Genomic DNA, 15,772 nt, shown 5'->3' with positions numbered 1-15,772 from the left:
GCGCTCGCTCGCCGTACTCCCGTGTACTGTCTTCGCTCGCGTCCTCGGAGCCGCCTAGCATCTGGGGCCTTCTGAACGGCCGCGGCTATCCATTGTTGTGCATCTTTGGTTTGTAAAAGAGGGCGGAGGTTGCCGCGCAAGCGAGCATTGGCGGAGGATGGTACGCGCTGTTGACGCAGCAAGTTGCGAACGAAACCGTACGCCCGACCATGGACGGTCGGGCGAGGCGACAACGGGCATGGACGCCCGTTTGGCGCCGGTACGGCTGAGTCGGCGCAAGTCTTACAGCGCGTACATCCGCAGACACGCGAGCGGCGCGGCAACCTTCGCCCGACGATGTATTGTCCGCGAAACCAAAATCAAATACATAGGAGGCTCAGTCATGCGCAGCAAGCTGCTCGCCCTTGTCCTCGGCCTCGCCCTCATCCTCGCCGCCGCGCCGGCCGCCGCCGCCCCCGCCGGTCCGGGCGGCAAAACCGCCGTCACCTTCCTCGGCCACGCCGCCTTCCAGCTCACCAGCGGCGGCACCACCATCCTCATCGACCCCTACCTCACCGGCAACCCGCAGGCCGCCGCTTCGCCCGACGTCATCAAAGCCGACTACATCCTCGTCACCCACGCCCATCAGGACCACCTCGGCGACACCGTCGCCATCGCCAGGCGCACCGGCGCCAAAGTCGTCGCCACCGCCGAAATTGCCCGCATGCTCAAAGACCAGGGCTGCGACGTCATCTCCGTCCACATCGGCGCCAAGAAAGCCTTTGACTTCGGCTACGTCCGCGTCACCACCGCCATCCACGGCTCAGGCGTCGCCGGCGGCCACGCCGCCGGCTTCATCGTCAACCTCCGCGGCGTCACCGTCTACCACGCCGGCGACACCGCCCTCTTCGGCGACATGGCCCTCCTCGGCCGGCTGGAGAAGATTGACTGCGCCCTCCTGCCCATCGGCGACAACTACACCATGGGCCCCGACGACGCCGTCGAAGCCGTCGGCATGCTCACCCCCAAAATCGTCGTCCCCATGCACTACAACACCCACGCCCTCATCAAACAGGACCCCGCAGCCTTCAAAAAAGCCGTCGAAACCCGCTTCAAAGGCGTCAAAGTAGAAATCATGAAACCCGGCGGCGTTTTAGTATTGTAACATCAAACAAAGCACCCGCAACAACCTGCGGGTGCTACTTTTGTCCCTTCCCCTCGCAGCAGGCCGCCAGCCGCTCCTCGATCAGCCTCAGCCTCTCCTCCAGGCTCTCTTCCGCCTTTTTCGCCTTGGCTTCCGCCGCCGCCGCCTCCTCGGTCGCCAGCACCACCGCCAGCAAAGCCAGATTATTGGCGATGGCTCCCACGAAGCCGGACATTACGCCGACTTCCCCCGCTTTTTTGCCCTGCGCCAGCGCCAACGCCGTGGCGGCGGCCAGCAGCGTCAGTTCATCCGCTTCCTGCGAAGCCACGTGCATCTACCTCCCTCTTCATGATATGCGCCCCGGCATGTCGCGGCGAAAAATGGCAGGGACGATTTGTCGAAATGTGCAGGAAATAACAGGCTAAATGTTGAATCGCTAAGATTGTGCGACCGATTCCCGTAGCCCCGACCAGGTTCCGGGCCGCGGTACGAAAGGTGACGACGTGAAGCGTAAAAAGCCGGCCGGCCGTCCGCTCATCGAGCAGGTCAACATGGAAGCCATCGAAGACTTCTGCCGACAGATATACTACTGCGACCCCAGCACCGCCATGCACGCCGAGCACGTCGCCGACCTCATGGCGGGGCTTGCCAGCCAGATGGGGATGGACTCCGACGAGATCAACCTCGCTTACATGGTCGGCGTCGTGCATGACGTCGGCAAAATAAAGACTCCGGAAAACATCCTCACCAAACCCGGCCGCCTTACGCCCGCGGAATTCAAGATAATGAGGCTCCACGCCGCCGACGGGGCCGCCATGCTGTCCGGGGTCGACGGGGTGGACCCCATCGTCGGCATCATGCGCCACCACCACGAACGCTGGGACGGCACCGGTTATCCCGACGGCCTGGCCCGCGAGGAAATCCCGCTCTTCAGCAGAATGCTGGCCCTCTGCGACGCCTTCGACGCCATGACCGCGTCCCGCTGCTACCGGACGCCGGTCCCCCTCGGCGAATGCGTCCGCGAAATCTGGCGGAACGCCGGCAGCCAGTTCGACCCGGTGATAGCGGCGGTGTTCATCGAGTTTATAAGAGAGAGATTTGGGTACAGTATGGACGGCGGCGAGTAATTGTCGCTGCTGCCGGGGCAGGCCGTCGATGACCGCCATTGCGGCGTTGCTCCTCGAACCCTTCCTCGGCGTACGCAACCAAGTACGCCTCCGGCCGTGCTCTCCGGTGCGCCTTGCACCTGGCGGCCCTGAACGGCCTGCACTTTTTGAAGAACGAGCAATATAACCATGGCTTGTTCAGGAAACCGCTGGATCATGGCGGTTTTTTCCTATTTCGGCGCAGGAGTTTGGGCATGCGGGCCAAAATAGTATAGAGAGAAAGATCGCGCACAATAATGTTAGCAAAACACACACGGTGAAAACATGGTGAAAAACTTCCTCGTCACCCTGGCGGCCGCGGTCGCGGGTGGCCTGCTGTTCTATAGCGTTCACAGCCCTTTGCCGTGGATGCTCGGCCCCCTCACGGCGGTCATCGTCCTCGGCCGGGTCGCGCCAGCGAGGGTCTGCTGGCCCGTGAAGCTGCGCAACGCCGGCCTGATGGTCCTCGGTCACATAATGGGGCGGCCCTTTACCGCCGCCGTCGGCCTCTACATCCTCTCCCAAATACACCTCATGCTCGGCATGACGGTCGTGCTCATCCTCGCCAGCGTGGCGGCCGGCTACATCACCCACCGTCAGACCGGCCTCAGCCTCGCCACCTGCGTCCTCGCCACCGTCCCCGGCGGCCTGTCGCAGATGGTCGTGCTCGGCGAGGAAATCGCCGGCGCAGACGCCACGGTCGTCACCGTCATGCAGACGATCAGGATGCTGTCCGCCGTCTTCACCGTTCCCTTCCTCGTCACCCACGGCCTGTCGGCCGGCGGCGCCGCCGGCCCCGCCGCGGCGGCCGTCCCGGCCGTCGCCGACCCGGCCGCCGCCCTGCCCTACATCGCCGCGGTCGTCGTCGGCGCCCTGCTGGCGGCGCGCCTCGGCTTCCCCACCCCTTACCTCCTCGGGCCGGTGCTCGCCACCGCACCGCTCGTTGTCGCCGGCTTCCCGCCGCCCGTCGTGCCCCAGCCCCTGCTCAACGCCGCCCAGATAGCCGTCGGCGCTTACATGGGCAGCGCCATCGACTTCGCCGGCAGCGGCAAATGGCGGAAAATCCTCGCCTACACCTTCGCCAATGTCGCCGTTCTCCTCGTCGTCTCCCTGCTCATCGGCTACGGCCTGGCAGCCGCCATCCCCACCAGCGGGGCCACCGCCTTCCTCAGCGCCGCCCCCGGCGGCATGGCCGAGATGGGCCTCACCGCCATCCTCGTCGGCGGCGACGTCTCGGTCGTCGTCGGCTACCATATGTTCCGCCTGCTGTTCATCCTGATCATCCTGCCCCCGCTCCTGCGCCGCTGGCTGGGGGAAGGGAGGAACCCATGAAAGCGAAGTTCCGCGACACGCTCGTCACCGCCCTCCTCGGCGACATAACCGTCCAGGACGTCGACGGCATAGTGAACGCCGCCAACAGCCGCCTCGCGGGCGGCGGCGGCGTAGACGGCGCCATCCACGCCCGGGGCGGCCCGGCCATCATGCGCGAGCTCGACGTCATCCGCGCCCGCCAGGGCGGCTGTCCGGCCGGCCAGGCCGTCATCACCGGCGGCGGCAACCTCGCCGCCCGCTACGTCATCCACACCGTCGGCCCGGTCTACGGCGGCCGCCCGTCCGACCCCGAACTGCTCGCCGCCTGCTACACCAACAGCCTGCGTCTCGCCCACGGGCGCGGGCTCCGCACCCTGGCCTTCCCCTCCATCAGCACCGGCGCCTACCGCTACCCCATCGAGGCCGCCGCCCCCGTCGCCATCGCCGCCGTCCTCGCCGCCCTCGCGCCATACCCGCTGGCCGAAATCCGCTTCGTGCTCCACTCGGCCGGCGATTACGGGATATACAGCCGGCTGCTCGCCGCCGAAGGGCGCCTGCAGCCGCAATAGCCACGACAGCAAGGAGGAAACGGGATGAAAATCAAACGGGTCGACTCCACCATCAGCACCAACAAACTCCGCGAATCGAAGGAATTTTACATGCGGCACTTCGACTTCCGGCTCGTCTACGAAAGCGACTGGTACATCGAACTCCTCGCCCCCGGCGACCTCGCCGTCGGCATCAGCTTCACCCTGCCGCAGCGGGAGGCGGGCGAATTCTTCAACAAGGGACTCATCATCTCCTTCGAAGTCGACGACGCCGACGCCGAATACCGCCGCCTCAGGGACGCCGGTCTCAAAATCGTCCAGGGCCTTGTCGACAAACCCTGGGGGGAGCGCAGCTTCGTCGTCGACGACCCCAACGGCGTCCACCTTTACATCTACAAGACCATCCCGCCGACGCCGGAATACAAGCAAATCTACGACTCGTTTAAATAAACCGCGTCTTCCTGTTAACCTCGGCCAGAAATGCATTTTTGAGGTGATATCAATGCAGTTTCACGGCTACCGCCGCCCGGACGGCACGGTCGGCATCCGCAACCACGTGCTCGTCATCCCGTCGGTCGTATGCGCCAACCGCGTCGCCCGGGGCATCTCCCAGCAGGTCGCCGGCACCGTCTGGGTCGAGCACCAGCACGGCTGCACCCAGCTCGGCGCCGACGCCGACCGCACCGCCCGCATCCTCGTCGCCCACGGCACCCATCCCAACGTGTACGGCGTAGTCGTCGTCGGCCTTGGCTGCGAAACCGTCCGCGCCCAGGACATCGCCGCCGCCATCCGGCAAAAGTGCCCCTACAAGCCCGTCCACCTCGTCGTCATCCAGGACGAGGGCGGCTCCGTCAAAGCCACCGCCGCCGGTGCGAGCGCCGCCCGGGAGATGGTCGGCGCCGCCTCGCTGCTCGCCCGCGAGCCGGTTGACGCTGGCGAACTCATCCTCGGCACCGAATGCGGCGGCTCCGACGCCTGCTCCGGCATATCCGCCAACCCCGCCCTCGGCGTGGCCAGCGACCTGCTCATCGACGCCGGCGGCACCGTCATCCTTGCCGAAACCACCGAGATAATCGGCGCCGAACACCTCGTCGCCGCCCGCGCGGTCAACGAACGGGTCGCCCGGCGCTGCTACGAGGTCATAAACCGCTGCGAAGCCCTCGCCACCGGCATGGGCGTCGACATGCGCGGCGGCCAGCCCACCCCCGGCAACATCGAGGGCGGCCTGTCCTCCATCGAGGAGAAATCCCTCGGCTGCATCTACAAAGCCGGCACGCGGCCCCTGCAGGACGTAATCGACTACGCCGCCCCGGTAACCCGTAAAGGGCTTGTCTGGATGGACACCCCCGGCCAGGACATCGAGCAGCTCACCGGCATGGTCGCCGGCGGCTGCCACCTCGTAGTCTTCACCACCGGCCGTGGCACCTGCTGCGGCTCGCCCATCGCCCCCACCGTCAAGGTCTCCACCACCACCCCTCTTTATCACCGGATGAACGACAACATCGACCTCGACGCCGGCACCGTCGTCACCGGCGACGAGACGGTCGCCCAGGTCGGGAAGCGTATCTACGCCGAAATGCTCGCCGTCGCCTCCGGCAAGCTCGCCAAGGCCGAAATCCTCGGCTTCAACGACTTCGCCATCAACCGCGTCGGCCCGACGATGTGACGGGAGGGGAAAAGCAATGCGCGCGATCGTAATGAACCCGGCCGACAACGTCTGCACCGTCGTCGAAGCCGTCGAGCCCGGCGTCACCGTGACCGTTGACAGCGGGGCCGAAAAACTGACCGCCACCGTCGTCGAGAAAATTCCCTTCGGCCACAAATTCGCCCTCCGCGCGATCAAGCGCGGCGAGGCGGTCACAAAGTACGGCGAAACCATCGGCCTCGCCACCCGCGACATCCTGCCCGGCCAGCACGTCCACGTCCACAACCTCGAAAGCTGCCGCGGCCGTGGCGACAAGTAAACCATAATTTTACATAAAATGGCCGGCGACTGCTGCCCGCCGGCTCTTCTGCCCCCGGAACGGGGTGTTTGTCAGCTAACGTAAGAATGGCAGGGCTGAGAAATGCCAGGGAAAATGTACGCTGAGATGTTCGCTAATGTACGAAAATGTCAGAGGGGTGAAAACATGGCCGTGATAGCCGTAATCGCCGACGACCTCACCGGCGCCAACGACACCGGCGTCCAGTTCGCCAAGCAGGGCCTGGCGACCGTCGTTCTGCTCGATGCCCGTCAATTCAGTAGCGACGCGGCTTCCGACGTCGTTGTCGTCGACATCGGCAGCCGGGCCGTCCCGCCCGGCGAAGCCTACGCCCGGGCGGCGGAGGCCGCCCGGCTGGTAAGCTCCGGCGGCGTCGGCGCCGTCTACATGAAGGTCGACTCCACCCTCCGCGGCAACCTCGGTCCGCAGATCGACGCCATCATGGACGCGTGCGGGCTCAAGCTGGCCGTGGCGGCGCCGGCTTTCCCCAAGAACGGGCGGATAACGGTCGGCGGGCTGCACCTTTTGAACGGCGTACCCATCGAGGCCAGCGAAATCGCCCGCGACCCGAAGATGCCTGTGAAGGAATCGTATGTCCCGGCGTTGCTGGCGGCCCAGACCAGGCGCAAAGTCGGGCAAGTGGGACTGAAGGTCATGTCCGCCGGCGAGGCGGCGATCGCCGCCGAACTGGCGCGGCTGGCCGCTGACGGGGTGGAGGTCGTGGTCTGCGACGCCTGGCGGGATGAGCAGCTTAGGGATCTGGCCGCGGCGATCGCCGCCCGGGGGCAGGGGACGTTGTGGGTGGGGTCGGCCGGGCTGGCCGAGCATCTGCCCGCCGCCCTCGGTCTGAGCGGCGCGAAGCGCTCCGGCCCGGTCGCGGTGATCGCCGGCAGCGTCTCCAACGTAACCCGCAGCCAGGTCGCCAAGCTCAGCGAGCGGCCCGACGTGGCGTATATAATGGTCACCCCCGCCGCGCTGCTCACGGACGCCGGGCGCAAGGCCGAGATCGAGCGCTGCTGCGCGGCGGCGGCCGCTGCCATGCGGGAGGGGAAAAACGCCGTGCTGGCGTCAGGCTACAGTGACGACATTGTCGCCGCCACCCGCCGCGAGGCGGAGGCTCTGGGTCTCAACGGCCAGCAGGCCGGCGATCTCGTCGCCGGCGCTTTAGGCGAGATGGGCCAGCGGCTGGCCGAGGACGCGTCGCCCAGCGGCTTGGTGCTTACCGGCGGCGATATCGCTGTGGCGGTGTGCCTGGCCCTTGGGGCGACGGGCATCAGAGTGATCCGCGAGGTGGCCCCCGGCATCCCGCTGGGCGAGCTGCAGGGCGGCCGCCGGGACGGCCTAAAGGTGGTCACCAAGGCCGGCGCGTTCGGGAGTGACGATGCTTTGGCCGCGGCGCTCGAAGTTCTGCGGCAATAATTTCGCCGCCCGCGCCGCGACGGAAGGGATGGGAAAGTGTGAACGATAAACAGTTTGTCCTCGTCACTGGCGGTGGGCAGGGGATCGGCCGGGCGGTGGCCCGGGCGTTCGCCGGCCGTGGCTGGGGCGTGGCGATTTTCGAGCGCGACGGCGAAGCCGGGGAAGAGGCGCGGGCCGAGATTGCCGCCGCCGGGGGCGATTGCCTGCTGTACGGCGTCGATGTCGGCGACGAACGGGCGGTCGCCGCGGCCTGCGAGGACCTCGCCGGGCGCGGCGTCAGCCTCGGCGCGCTCATAAACAACGCCGGAATTTCAGGCCCGACGCCGCTCGACGCGCCGCTGGCCGCCTGGGACGCGGTGATCGCCGTCAACCTGCGCGGGCCGTTCGTTGTCGTGAAGTACGCCCTGCCGCTGCTGACGGCGGGGTCAGCCGTCGTCAACATCGCCTCGACCCGCGCTCTCATGTCCGAGCCGGATTGGCACGCCTACGACGCGGCCAAAGGCGGGCTGCTCGCCCTTACCCGCTCGCTGGCCGTAACCTTGGGGTCGCGGCGCATCAGGGTCAACGCCATAAGCCCGGGCTGGATCGACACCAGCCTGCTTAAGAAAGGCCGGGTGCGCCGGCCGGCGGCTCTGCGCCCCGTGGATCACGAGCAGCATCCCGCCGGCAGGGTGGGGCGGCCGGAGGACATCGCCGCCGCTTGTCTGTTCCTCGTATCGGCGGACGCCGGCTTCATCACGGGTTCTAATCTTGTGGTGGACGGCGGGATGACGGTGAAGATGATTTATGAAGAATAGGGGAACCTGGTTTGAAGCGGTTTAGCGTTATGTGCCTCGCGGGGCCGGACGCCGGGGCGGCATGGCTGGAGAGCGGGTTCGCGGCGTTCGTCGCCGGGGCGGACGAGGACGGGCGGCCGAGGCGGCCTGATGTGCTGCTGGTGGCGCCCGGGGCTTGGACGACGGTCGGGGAAGTGTGGCCGAAGGTGGCGATGGCCGCAGGGGCGGCGGAGCTGTCGGCCGAGCTGGCCGGAGATTATCGCTGCCTCAGGTGGCGCGGCTTCACGGTGGTGACGCGGCTGGAAGCGCCGCTCGCCGAGCCTGACTGGGACGCCTACCGGGACGACGCCAAAGCCGTCGCCGGCGCGGTTTATGGCCACCTGCTGGCCGAGGTGTTCCGCGAGACGCGCGAGTGGTGCGGCCATACCTTCTCCGTCCTGGGGCGGTAAGCTTCGCGGCGGGGCAGGAATTCGCAGGGAACGGGCGGAACAGGACATTATGGCGACAAAGATGGTAATCATCAACTTGGAACTGGGCATGCCGTCCGTCGAACAGGCGACCCACCGGCTGGGCGGGGAGCTTATCCGCGCCCGCGCTCAGGGGGCGAAGGTTGTCAAGATAATCCACGGCTACGGCTCAAGCGGCGTGGGCGGCAAGCTGCGGGTCGGCGTCCGCGCGGCCCTGGCGGACCGCAAGCGCCGGGGCGGGATCAAGGAGGCGGTGGCGGGCGAGGACTGGAGCATTTTCGACGCCGGGGCCCGCAGGATCCTGGACGCTTACCCCGACCTGAGCCGCGACCGCGATTTTGAGCGCGGCAACGCGGGGATCACGGTCGTGCTGCTGTGAATGGCGACGATATTATTTTTCTAAGGAGAGCAAGAGTATGGCCAAGATACCGAAAAACCGCCATGATTCGGAGATGTTCGCCGGGGTGCGCGAGGCGGTTAGCTTCGAGCATCTGAGCGACGGGACGGCGGAAGAGCCGGCCGCGCCGGCCGCGAAGACGGCGAAGAAGGAGGCCCCGAAGCCGGCCTGGGCGGAGTTTTTCACCCCCGAGCTGCAGGAGGAGGTGGGCAAGGCGCTCCTGACGCTCAAGGTTAACCTTTATAAGCAGGGTATCGTCGATTACGCGCTTAAGGCGGCGTTAGAGGGCGATAAGGTGGTGCTGAAGGCGCTGCCGAAGCAGCCCAAGCAACCCAAGCAGCGCTGACGGGCGCGGCGGGTGTGACTTTGGTGCAGCCCCGGAATATAGCGGCCCCGCGGCCGTTGGCGAACGGCACGCGGGGCTTTTGCGCTGCCTGGGCGGAAATTCATTTCGCGAGCTTTTTTTTCAGCGCGGCGAGTTCCTCCCTGAGGTCGTTCACCTCGTCTTCGAGCTTGGCCAGCTTTTCGTCCCTGGCCTTGGTCTGCTGCTGCTCCTCTTTGTCCTGGCGCAGCTGAAGCTCGGACGAAATGCCCTGGAGCAGGTCGCCGACCGCGCTCACCAATGTGCCTAGAAGCCCCACGCAGTTGGGGTCGAGCTTGTTTATGTCCATGGCCGCCGCCTCAGCCGCCGCAGGGGAGGGCGCACGGCAGCAGCAGGATTACTATGACCAGCACCAAAAGCGTCGCGACGATCGCCAGGAGGATGGCCGCTTCCATCGTCTCACCGCCGTTTTTTCTTATATGATATGAACGACGGGCGAATAAGCAACCCCGGACGGCGGCGGCGCGGGCCTGCCCAATATTTTCCTGCGCGGGATAAAAATTAACATAATGAACAGGGGCGAAAAGGGTGCTATACTGGAAGTATCTTATAAAACGGAGTTGACGTAATGTACCGGAAGCTATCGATGCCGCTCGCGGTGCTGCTGGCGTCCGCCGCGTTTGCCGGCTGCGGCAGCCAGCCGGCCGCCACCCAGGCCCCGAAGGCTATGATTCAGAAGGAGGCGGCCAGGCCCGCCACGGCTCATGCCCGGCCGGTGGCCGACCAGACGCCGATAATATTCGAGGAAAAAGACGCCGTTTCAGACGACTACCGGACCGTCGTCGACTTCGGCATCAGGGAAGCGACGACCTACGACGCCCAGGACAGGCCGGTGAAAAGCGGCAAGCGGCTCAAGGTCGGCTATGTCTGCGACTACCGGTCTTTCGGCGACGTCTTCATCATAACCTCGCTCATGCCCGCCACGGCCACAAACGGCCGCATCCTCGTCGCCGACGGCCAGACGATAACGGCGGCCTACACCCGCTCGAAAACTGTCCGCGCGCCGAGCGGCAAGGCCAACGTTACCTATGTTTTCATCGACGAAAAGCAGGCCGGCAAAAAATTCGCCGACCTTGTCGCAACCGCCAGGACCATTTCCGCCGGCATATTTCTCGACGGCGTAGTCCACTACGTGGATCTTGGCCCCGCGGACCTGGTCTTCGTCAGACGGGCGATGGCGCAGGCGCAAATGAAGGCGCAATAGAACAGCCCGACGAGTGTCGGGCCTTTCTTTTTCCCTGCGCTTATTAGGCGTTTGCGCGGGCGGTGTCTTAAGCTTTCGGCGGCCTCAAGCCTGGGGGCCGGGGTATGCGGGCAACGGGAAGGACCGGCGGCTAGCCGATCGTCAGCAGGGCTTTTTTAGCTTTTTGGATCGTTGCCGCCTGCGCCTGTTCGTCAAGCTTGTTCCATTCTTCCTCGGACACGGCTACTTCCGGCAGTTCCTCGGTAAGGGCCTTGAGCACGGCGCCCATGCTGGACTCGGCCCGGAAAACGGCTTTGTCGATCTCCTGAACCAGTTGTTTTAGGACGGGTTTGCATAATTTAGTCGACATATAATCACCTCATGTAGTATTTTACCATACTCGCCGCCCTGGCGGTAGTGACGCGGCGCGGTTTTTGCGGCCCGCCGGCGGCGAGAGAGGGTGGGGCTGTCGGAAAGCGGGCGTACGTGGTACAATAACTTGTGTGATGAGGCGGCAAGGGAGGGTAAGGATGTGGCAACGACAACAAAGATTCAGCTTGCTCTTCTGACTGTCGCGGTTTTAGCGGGCGTGTTTTCGGTGGTCTGCGTGAAAAAGTACAACAGCAAGTATGTGGAGGGGTGCATCTTCGCCGCGGTGGTCGCGGTGGGGCTGGCCATCATGCTCGGCATCGGCTGAGCCGGCGCGCGCCACCCGCCGCGCCGCACCATAAGCGTACGACGACCCCGGCCGGTAGGCCGGGGTTTTAGCGTGGGGCGGGAAAATGACGGATAAACGCCGGCGAAGCGGCAGGGTAACGCCGGAGAAAAGACGGAGAAATGCCTGGGAAACGAAAGATAGCTGGCGGTGCGGAAAGGAGTTTCGCGGCTGTCCGGCGTATGAGAGATAAGGCAAGCAATGTGGAATAAAATGGCATAGAAGGATGGTCGCTATGGATAAAAAGGCACTGACGAGGAAAATTAAGCTGAAAGCCCTGGAGCTGGGGTTTTCCAAGGTCGGCGTCACCACCGCGGCGGATTTCCCCGAGTACGAGCAGGAGCTGAAAGCCCGCCCCGACTACGCTCCCTGGATCAACAACCCCGGCGCGGGGTACTTGATCGACGGCTGCCGCCCCGGCACGTTTTACCCGGAGGGGAAAGCCATCATCTGCGCCGTCTACGGTTACGGCGATATCCTTTTCCCCGAGGAGCTGACGGCGCATGTGGGCCGCATCTATCTGAGCCGCTCGTACCGGCCGCTGAACGAGTCCGTCTCAGGCCTGCGGGCAAACGAGTTCAAGAATTTCATCAAGTCCCTGGGCATCGCCGTGTACGAGGGCGGGATCGACGTGCCCCAGCGCATGGCGTGCGCGCGGGCCGGGGTTACCACCTACGGCAAGAATAACTTCGCCTACACCGAGGAGGACGGCTCCTTCATCACCTTGTATACCTTCCTGGTCGATACGGAGCTGGAATACGACGAACCGACGGTAACCCGCAAATGCCCGCCGGACTGCCGGCAGTGCATGGACGCCTGCCCCACCCAGGCGATAGCCCAGGCGGGAAGGCTGCTGCCGATGAAGTGCGTGCTGATGAACAACATGAGAAGCACGGTTATCCCCGACGAACTACGCGCAGGCATCGACACGAGGATTCACGGCTGCGACGCCTGCCAGCTCGCCTGCCCCCGCAACAGGAAGGTGCTGGCGAAGGCGGCAAGAAAAGAGCCGTACCTGGAGGAGCTGAAAAAAGACTTCGACCTGGAGCGGATGCTGCTGCTGGACGAGGACTATTACCGCGCGGTCGTCTATCCCATCATGTATAACTACATCCGGGACCTGGACGTATTCCGGCGGAACGCCGCCATCGCCCTCGGCAACACCGGCGACCCGTCGCACATCCCGGCGCTGAAAAAAGCCCTCGACAACGAAAACCCCCTCGTCCGCGACGCCGCCCAATGGGCGATCGACAAACTCAGCGCGAACTGAAACCCCTACAGGTGGCAGCGGAAAATGGATATATTACGGTCAGTTGTTGTGAATTTTAATATATATTTGCCAATACCGTGATATACTTACAGAAGTTGATAAAATTAATTGGGGGTAGAAACTAATGAGCATGGAAGCGGCAACAGCCTTTCTCAAACAGGCGAGGACGGATAAAGCGTATTCCGAGCAACTGAAAGCGTGCAAAAACGTGCCGCAGTTTTTAGAACAGGCTGCCAAAGCGGGCTTTTACTTTTCGCAGAAAGAACTGAGCGACGCCTGCGGCAACGTGGAAGAATGGATAGGCATAGGCGCAGGAGTATGGGGCCACTCCGTCGTGGGCAAGTCCGAATGCGTCGAGTATAAATAAATCAGACAAACGCCATACACTCCGGCAGGGAGAGGGATAGCTGAACCAACCCCGCAAGCCGACAAAGGCAGAAAAGATGATGAACCCCGGCCGCACGGCCGGGGTTTTGGTGTGTGGGAGAGGGAGGGGGCAATAAGCGGAGAATATTACAAGAAGAATCATCCAAATGGCATAAGGTATGTCAGGATGTGGGAGAAGTACAATGTGTAAAACATGTGAGTTTATAAAATCTGTATTCGAAGCAGCCCAACACGAACCGCATTATAACTATATGCCATTATTGATGATGTTGAGAGAGATAGAAAGGCAAAAGAGAATTGTACTTTTTGCTGGAGATTGTCCAATAAATGATGTTTTATATCATCTAGATAGAGAGTCACACTACACTGTGTGCCATTATTTCAAATGCAAGTCCTGTGTTCAATTCTTCTTTATTGGTGCGTGTATTAGAGGTACTCCGATTTTCAAAGCACTTACTACTTTAAAAGATGAAAATCTCGAAAATTTATTATGGGGGAAAACGGGGACTTTATTCGAGTAAATGTAACGTTATGTAGGCTGATAGTTTCTTTCGTTGTAGGAGAGGAAGGCGGAGGCAGTAATGATACAAAAGAACGAGTCTGTAAAATAAATTGTGCTTTTGCCCTTTCCCATAGAAAATCCGGTAAAATGGGAAAGAGAGGCAGGGGAAGCACATGCCAAAAGAACCTAAAAAGCAACTGCTCAGTCGGGAACAGATGCGTAGCCTCATCAAGGAAGAGAACCTTAAAACCCCGGAGGACGTCCAGCGCCTGCTAAAAGACATGTTCGGCGGCGTATTGCAGGAAATGCTCGAAGCGGAAATGGACCAAAACCTTGGCTATGAGAAAAACGGTTCACGGACGCCGGAACAGTCAAACCGCCGGAACGGCCATAGCCCCAAGACGGTGCGCAGCGAATTCGGCGACGTGGAGCTGGATATCCCCCGTGACCGCGAAGGCGAATTTGACCCCCTTGTCGTCAAGAAACACCAAAAGAGCGTAACAGGTATCGAAGACCAGGTTATCGCCCTTTACGCCAAAGGCGTAAGTACCCGCGAAATTCAGGACCATCTGCAAAACTTGTACGGTATCGAGGCTTCGCCGGCCTTGATCTCCAATATCACCAATAAAATCATGCCCTTGATTAAGGAGTGGCAAAACCGGCCGCTGCAATGCGTCTATGCCGTTGTCTTCCTCGACGCCATTCACTTCAAGGTCAAGCAGGACGGCCAGATCGTCAACAAGGCCGCCTACATGGCAATCGGCATCGACCTGGACGGCACCAAGGACGTACTTGGCATCTGGATCGGCGAAAACGAGTCAGCTAAATTTTGGCTCAGCGTACTAAACGAACTCAGGAACCGGGGCGTACAAGACATCCTTATCACTTCGGTGGACAACCTGACCGGGTTTACAGAAGCCATCGGCGCCGCTTACCCGGAAACACGGGTGCAAAAGTGCATCGTCCACCAGGTCCGTAACTCTATTCGCTATGTGTCTTACAAAGACGTAAAGCGTATTACCTCAGCCCTCAAGCCCATCTACACGGCGGCAACGGAATCGGCCGGGCAGGAAGCCTTGAACCAATTCGAAAGCATCTGGGGAGCCAAGTATCCGCTCATCGTAAAGTCTTGGCGGAACAACTGGGCCGAAATCGCCACCTTCTTTCAGTACCCGCCCGAAATTCGCAAGATCATCTACACAACCAACATGATCGAAAGCTATCACCGGCAGCTCAGGAAGGTCACAAAAGGAAAGAGCATCTTCCCGTCGGACGATGCTCTGTTAAAAATGCTCTATCTAGCAACCCAGGATGTTATGCGGAAATGGACGGGCAGAATTCAGAACTGGGGCCAAATTCTTCTGCAACTATCCATCTTCTTCCCAGAAAAGGTGCGATCTCATTTGCGTTAACTGGCGGCAAGGGGCTAGAGCACAAAATTATTGACAGACCCAAAAGAACCGTCCCATTGTATCTTCCACCGAGGAGGACGGCTCCTTCATCACCTTGTATACCTTCCTGGTCGATACGGAGCTGGAATACGACGAACCGACGGTAACCCGCAAATGCCCGCCGGACTGCCGGCAGTGCATGGACGCCTGCCCCACCCAGGCGATAGCCCAGGCGGGAAGGCTGCTGCCGATGAAGTGCGTGCTGATGAACAACATGAGAAGCACGGTTATCCCCGACGAACTACGCGCAGGCATCGACACGAGGATTCACGGCTGCGACGCCTGCCAGCTCGCCTGCCCCCGCAACAGGAAGGTGCTGGCGAAGGCGGCAAGAAAAGAGCCGTACCTGGAGGAGCTGAAAAAAGACTTCGACCTGGAGCGGATTCTGCTGCTGGACGAGGACTATTACCGCGCGGTCGTCTATCCCATCATGTATAACTACATCCGGGACCTGGACGTATTCCGGAGGAACGCCGCCATCGCCCTGGGCAACACCGGCGACCCGTCGCACATCCCGGCGCTGAAAAAAGCCCTCGACAACGAAAACCCCCTCGTCCGCGACGCCGCCCAATGGGCGATCGACAAACTCAGCGCGAACTGAAACCCCTACAGGTGGCAGCGGAAAATGGATATATTACGGTCATTTGTTTGTGAATTTTAATATATATTTGCCAATACCGTGATATACTTACAGAAGTTGATAAAATTAATTGG

At 62.3% G+C, this 15,772-nt stretch carries 21 protein-coding genes; 18 read left to right on the top strand and 3 right to left on the bottom strand.

What is annotated here, in order from left to right; all coding sequences use genetic code 11:
• Positions 1–382: 382 nt before the first annotated feature.
• Positions 383–1,144: a metal-dependent hydrolase gene (locus Q4T40_16580; GenBank protein MDT8902859.1), complete on the top strand. Its 762-nt coding sequence runs from the start codon at positions 383–385 to the stop codon at positions 1,142–1,144.
• Between the two features lie 34 nt (positions 1,145–1,178).
• Here the strand turns inward: Q4T40_16580 and Q4T40_16575 are convergent, their stop codons facing one another.
• Complete coding sequence (locus Q4T40_16575) at positions 1,179–1,451, bottom strand: hypothetical protein (GenBank protein ID MDT8902858.1); 273 nt, start codon at positions 1,449–1,451, stop codon at positions 1,179–1,181.
• A gap of 175 nt (positions 1,452–1,626) precedes the next feature.
• Between Q4T40_16575 and Q4T40_16570 the strand changes: the two genes are divergently transcribed.
• The 11 genes from Q4T40_16570 (at position 1,627) to Q4T40_16520 (ending at position 9,514) form a co-directional block, all read left to right on the top strand.
• The gene (locus Q4T40_16570; protein ID MDT8902857.1) at positions 1,627–2,250 is read left to right on the top strand and encodes an HD-GYP domain-containing protein; all 624 of its coding nucleotides are present in this window, start codon (positions 1,627–1,629) and stop codon (positions 2,248–2,250) included.
• Between the two features lie 303 nt (positions 2,251–2,553).
• On the top strand, positions 2,554–3,600 hold the full coding sequence (locus Q4T40_16565; GenBank protein ID MDT8902856.1) for an AbrB family transcriptional regulator: 1,047 nt from the start codon (positions 2,554–2,556) through the stop codon (positions 3,598–3,600).
• On the top strand, positions 3,597–4,148 hold the full coding sequence (locus tag Q4T40_16560; GenBank protein ID MDT8902855.1) for an O-acetyl-ADP-ribose deacetylase: 552 nt from the start codon (positions 3,597–3,599) through the stop codon (positions 4,146–4,148). The genes Q4T40_16565 and Q4T40_16560 overlap by 4 nt, the downstream gene beginning before the upstream one ends.
• Positions 4,149–4,172: 24 nt before the next feature.
• Positions 4,173–4,577, top strand: coding sequence for a VOC family protein (locus Q4T40_16555; protein ID MDT8902854.1), 405 nt, complete (start codon positions 4,173–4,175; stop codon positions 4,575–4,577).
• Between the two features lie 52 nt (positions 4,578–4,629).
• Positions 4,630–5,793 carry a UxaA family hydrolase gene (locus Q4T40_16550; GenBank protein MDT8902853.1) on the top strand — a complete coding sequence of 388 codons (1,164 nt, stop codon included), beginning with the start codon at positions 4,630–4,632 and terminating at the stop codon, positions 5,791–5,793.
• A gap of 16 nt (positions 5,794–5,809) precedes the next feature.
• On the top strand, positions 5,810–6,091 hold the full coding sequence (locus Q4T40_16545; GenBank protein MDT8902852.1) for a UxaA family hydrolase: 282 nt from the start codon (positions 5,810–5,812) through the stop codon (positions 6,089–6,091).
• Positions 6,092–6,256: 165 nt separating this feature from the next.
• Positions 6,257–7,528 (top strand): four-carbon acid sugar kinase family protein, encoded by a 1,272-nt coding sequence (locus Q4T40_16540; GenBank protein MDT8902851.1) that lies wholly within the window; start codon positions 6,257–6,259, stop codon positions 7,526–7,528.
• A gap of 38 nt (positions 7,529–7,566) precedes the next feature.
• Positions 7,567–8,325 carry an SDR family oxidoreductase gene (locus Q4T40_16535; protein ID MDT8902850.1) on the top strand — a complete coding sequence of 253 codons (759 nt, stop codon included), beginning with the start codon at positions 7,567–7,569 and terminating at the stop codon, positions 8,323–8,325.
• Positions 8,326–8,336: 11 nt separating this feature from the next.
• Positions 8,337–8,753: a hypothetical protein gene (locus tag Q4T40_16530; GenBank protein MDT8902849.1), complete on the top strand. Its 417-nt coding sequence runs from the start codon at positions 8,337–8,339 to the stop codon at positions 8,751–8,753.
• Positions 8,754–8,802: 49 nt separating this feature from the next.
• Complete coding sequence (locus Q4T40_16525; GenBank protein MDT8902848.1) at positions 8,803–9,150, top strand: Smr/MutS family protein; 348 nt, start codon at positions 8,803–8,805, stop codon at positions 9,148–9,150.
• A 37-nt stretch (positions 9,151–9,187) separates the two neighbouring features.
• Positions 9,188–9,514, top strand: coding sequence for a hypothetical protein (locus tag Q4T40_16520; protein MDT8902847.1), 327 nt, complete (start codon positions 9,188–9,190; stop codon positions 9,512–9,514).
• A 100-nt stretch (positions 9,515–9,614) separates the two neighbouring features.
• Here Q4T40_16520 and Q4T40_16515 read toward each other — a convergent pair whose 3' ends face one another.
• Positions 9,615–9,839, bottom strand: coding sequence for a hypothetical protein (locus Q4T40_16515; GenBank protein MDT8902846.1), 225 nt, complete (start codon positions 9,837–9,839; stop codon positions 9,615–9,617).
• Positions 9,840–10,118: 279 nt separating this feature from the next.
• Here Q4T40_16515 and Q4T40_16510 point away from each other — a divergent pair, with 279 nt between their 5' ends.
• Entirely contained in the window at positions 10,119–10,754 is a 636-nt protein-coding gene (locus Q4T40_16510; protein ID MDT8902845.1) for a hypothetical protein, read from the top strand.
• A gap of 130 nt (positions 10,755–10,884) precedes the next feature.
• On the opposite strand, the gene Q4T40_16505 is transcribed toward Q4T40_16510, so the two are convergent.
• Positions 10,885–11,103: a hypothetical protein gene (locus tag Q4T40_16505; protein MDT8902844.1), complete on the bottom strand. Its 219-nt coding sequence runs from the start codon at positions 11,101–11,103 to the stop codon at positions 10,885–10,887.
• A 162-nt stretch (positions 11,104–11,265) separates the two neighbouring features.
• Here Q4T40_16505 and Q4T40_16500 point away from each other — a divergent pair, with 162 nt between their 5' ends.
• From Q4T40_16500 to Q4T40_16480, 5 genes are all read left to right on the top strand, one after another.
• Positions 11,266–11,430 (top strand): hypothetical protein, encoded by a 165-nt coding sequence (locus Q4T40_16500; GenBank protein MDT8902843.1) that lies wholly within the window; start codon positions 11,266–11,268, stop codon positions 11,428–11,430.
• 253 nt (positions 11,431–11,683) lie between these two features.
• The gene (locus Q4T40_16495; protein ID MDT8902842.1) at positions 11,684–12,718 is read left to right on the top strand and encodes a 4Fe-4S double cluster binding domain-containing protein; all 1,035 of its coding nucleotides are present in this window, start codon (positions 11,684–11,686) and stop codon (positions 12,716–12,718) included.
• A 124-nt stretch (positions 12,719–12,842) separates the two neighbouring features.
• A complete protein-coding gene (locus Q4T40_16490; protein MDT8902841.1) occupies positions 12,843–13,085 on the top strand; it encodes a Nif11-like leader peptide family natural product precursor in 243 nt (80 codons plus the stop codon).
• A gap of 737 nt (positions 13,086–13,822) precedes the next feature.
• Positions 13,823–15,019 carry an IS256 family transposase gene (locus Q4T40_16485; GenBank protein ID MDT8902840.1) on the top strand — a complete coding sequence of 399 codons (1,197 nt, stop codon included), beginning with the start codon at positions 13,823–13,825 and terminating at the stop codon, positions 15,017–15,019.
• 94 nt (positions 15,020–15,113) lie between these two features.
• Positions 15,114–15,659 (top strand): 4Fe-4S double cluster binding domain-containing protein, encoded by a 546-nt coding sequence (locus Q4T40_16480; GenBank protein MDT8902839.1) that lies wholly within the window; start codon positions 15,114–15,116, stop codon positions 15,657–15,659.
• The last annotated feature ends 113 nt before the right edge of the window (positions 15,660–15,772 follow it).

The sequence above is a fragment of the Selenomonadales bacterium 4137-cl genome, assembly GCA_032334055.1.
Taxonomy (GTDB): domain Bacteria; phylum Bacillota; class Negativicutes; order Sporomusales; family UBA7701; genus Anaeroselena; species Anaeroselena agilis.
The sequence above is the reverse complement of the archived record's forward strand: the minus strand, read 5'-3'. Positions and strand labels throughout refer to the sequence as shown.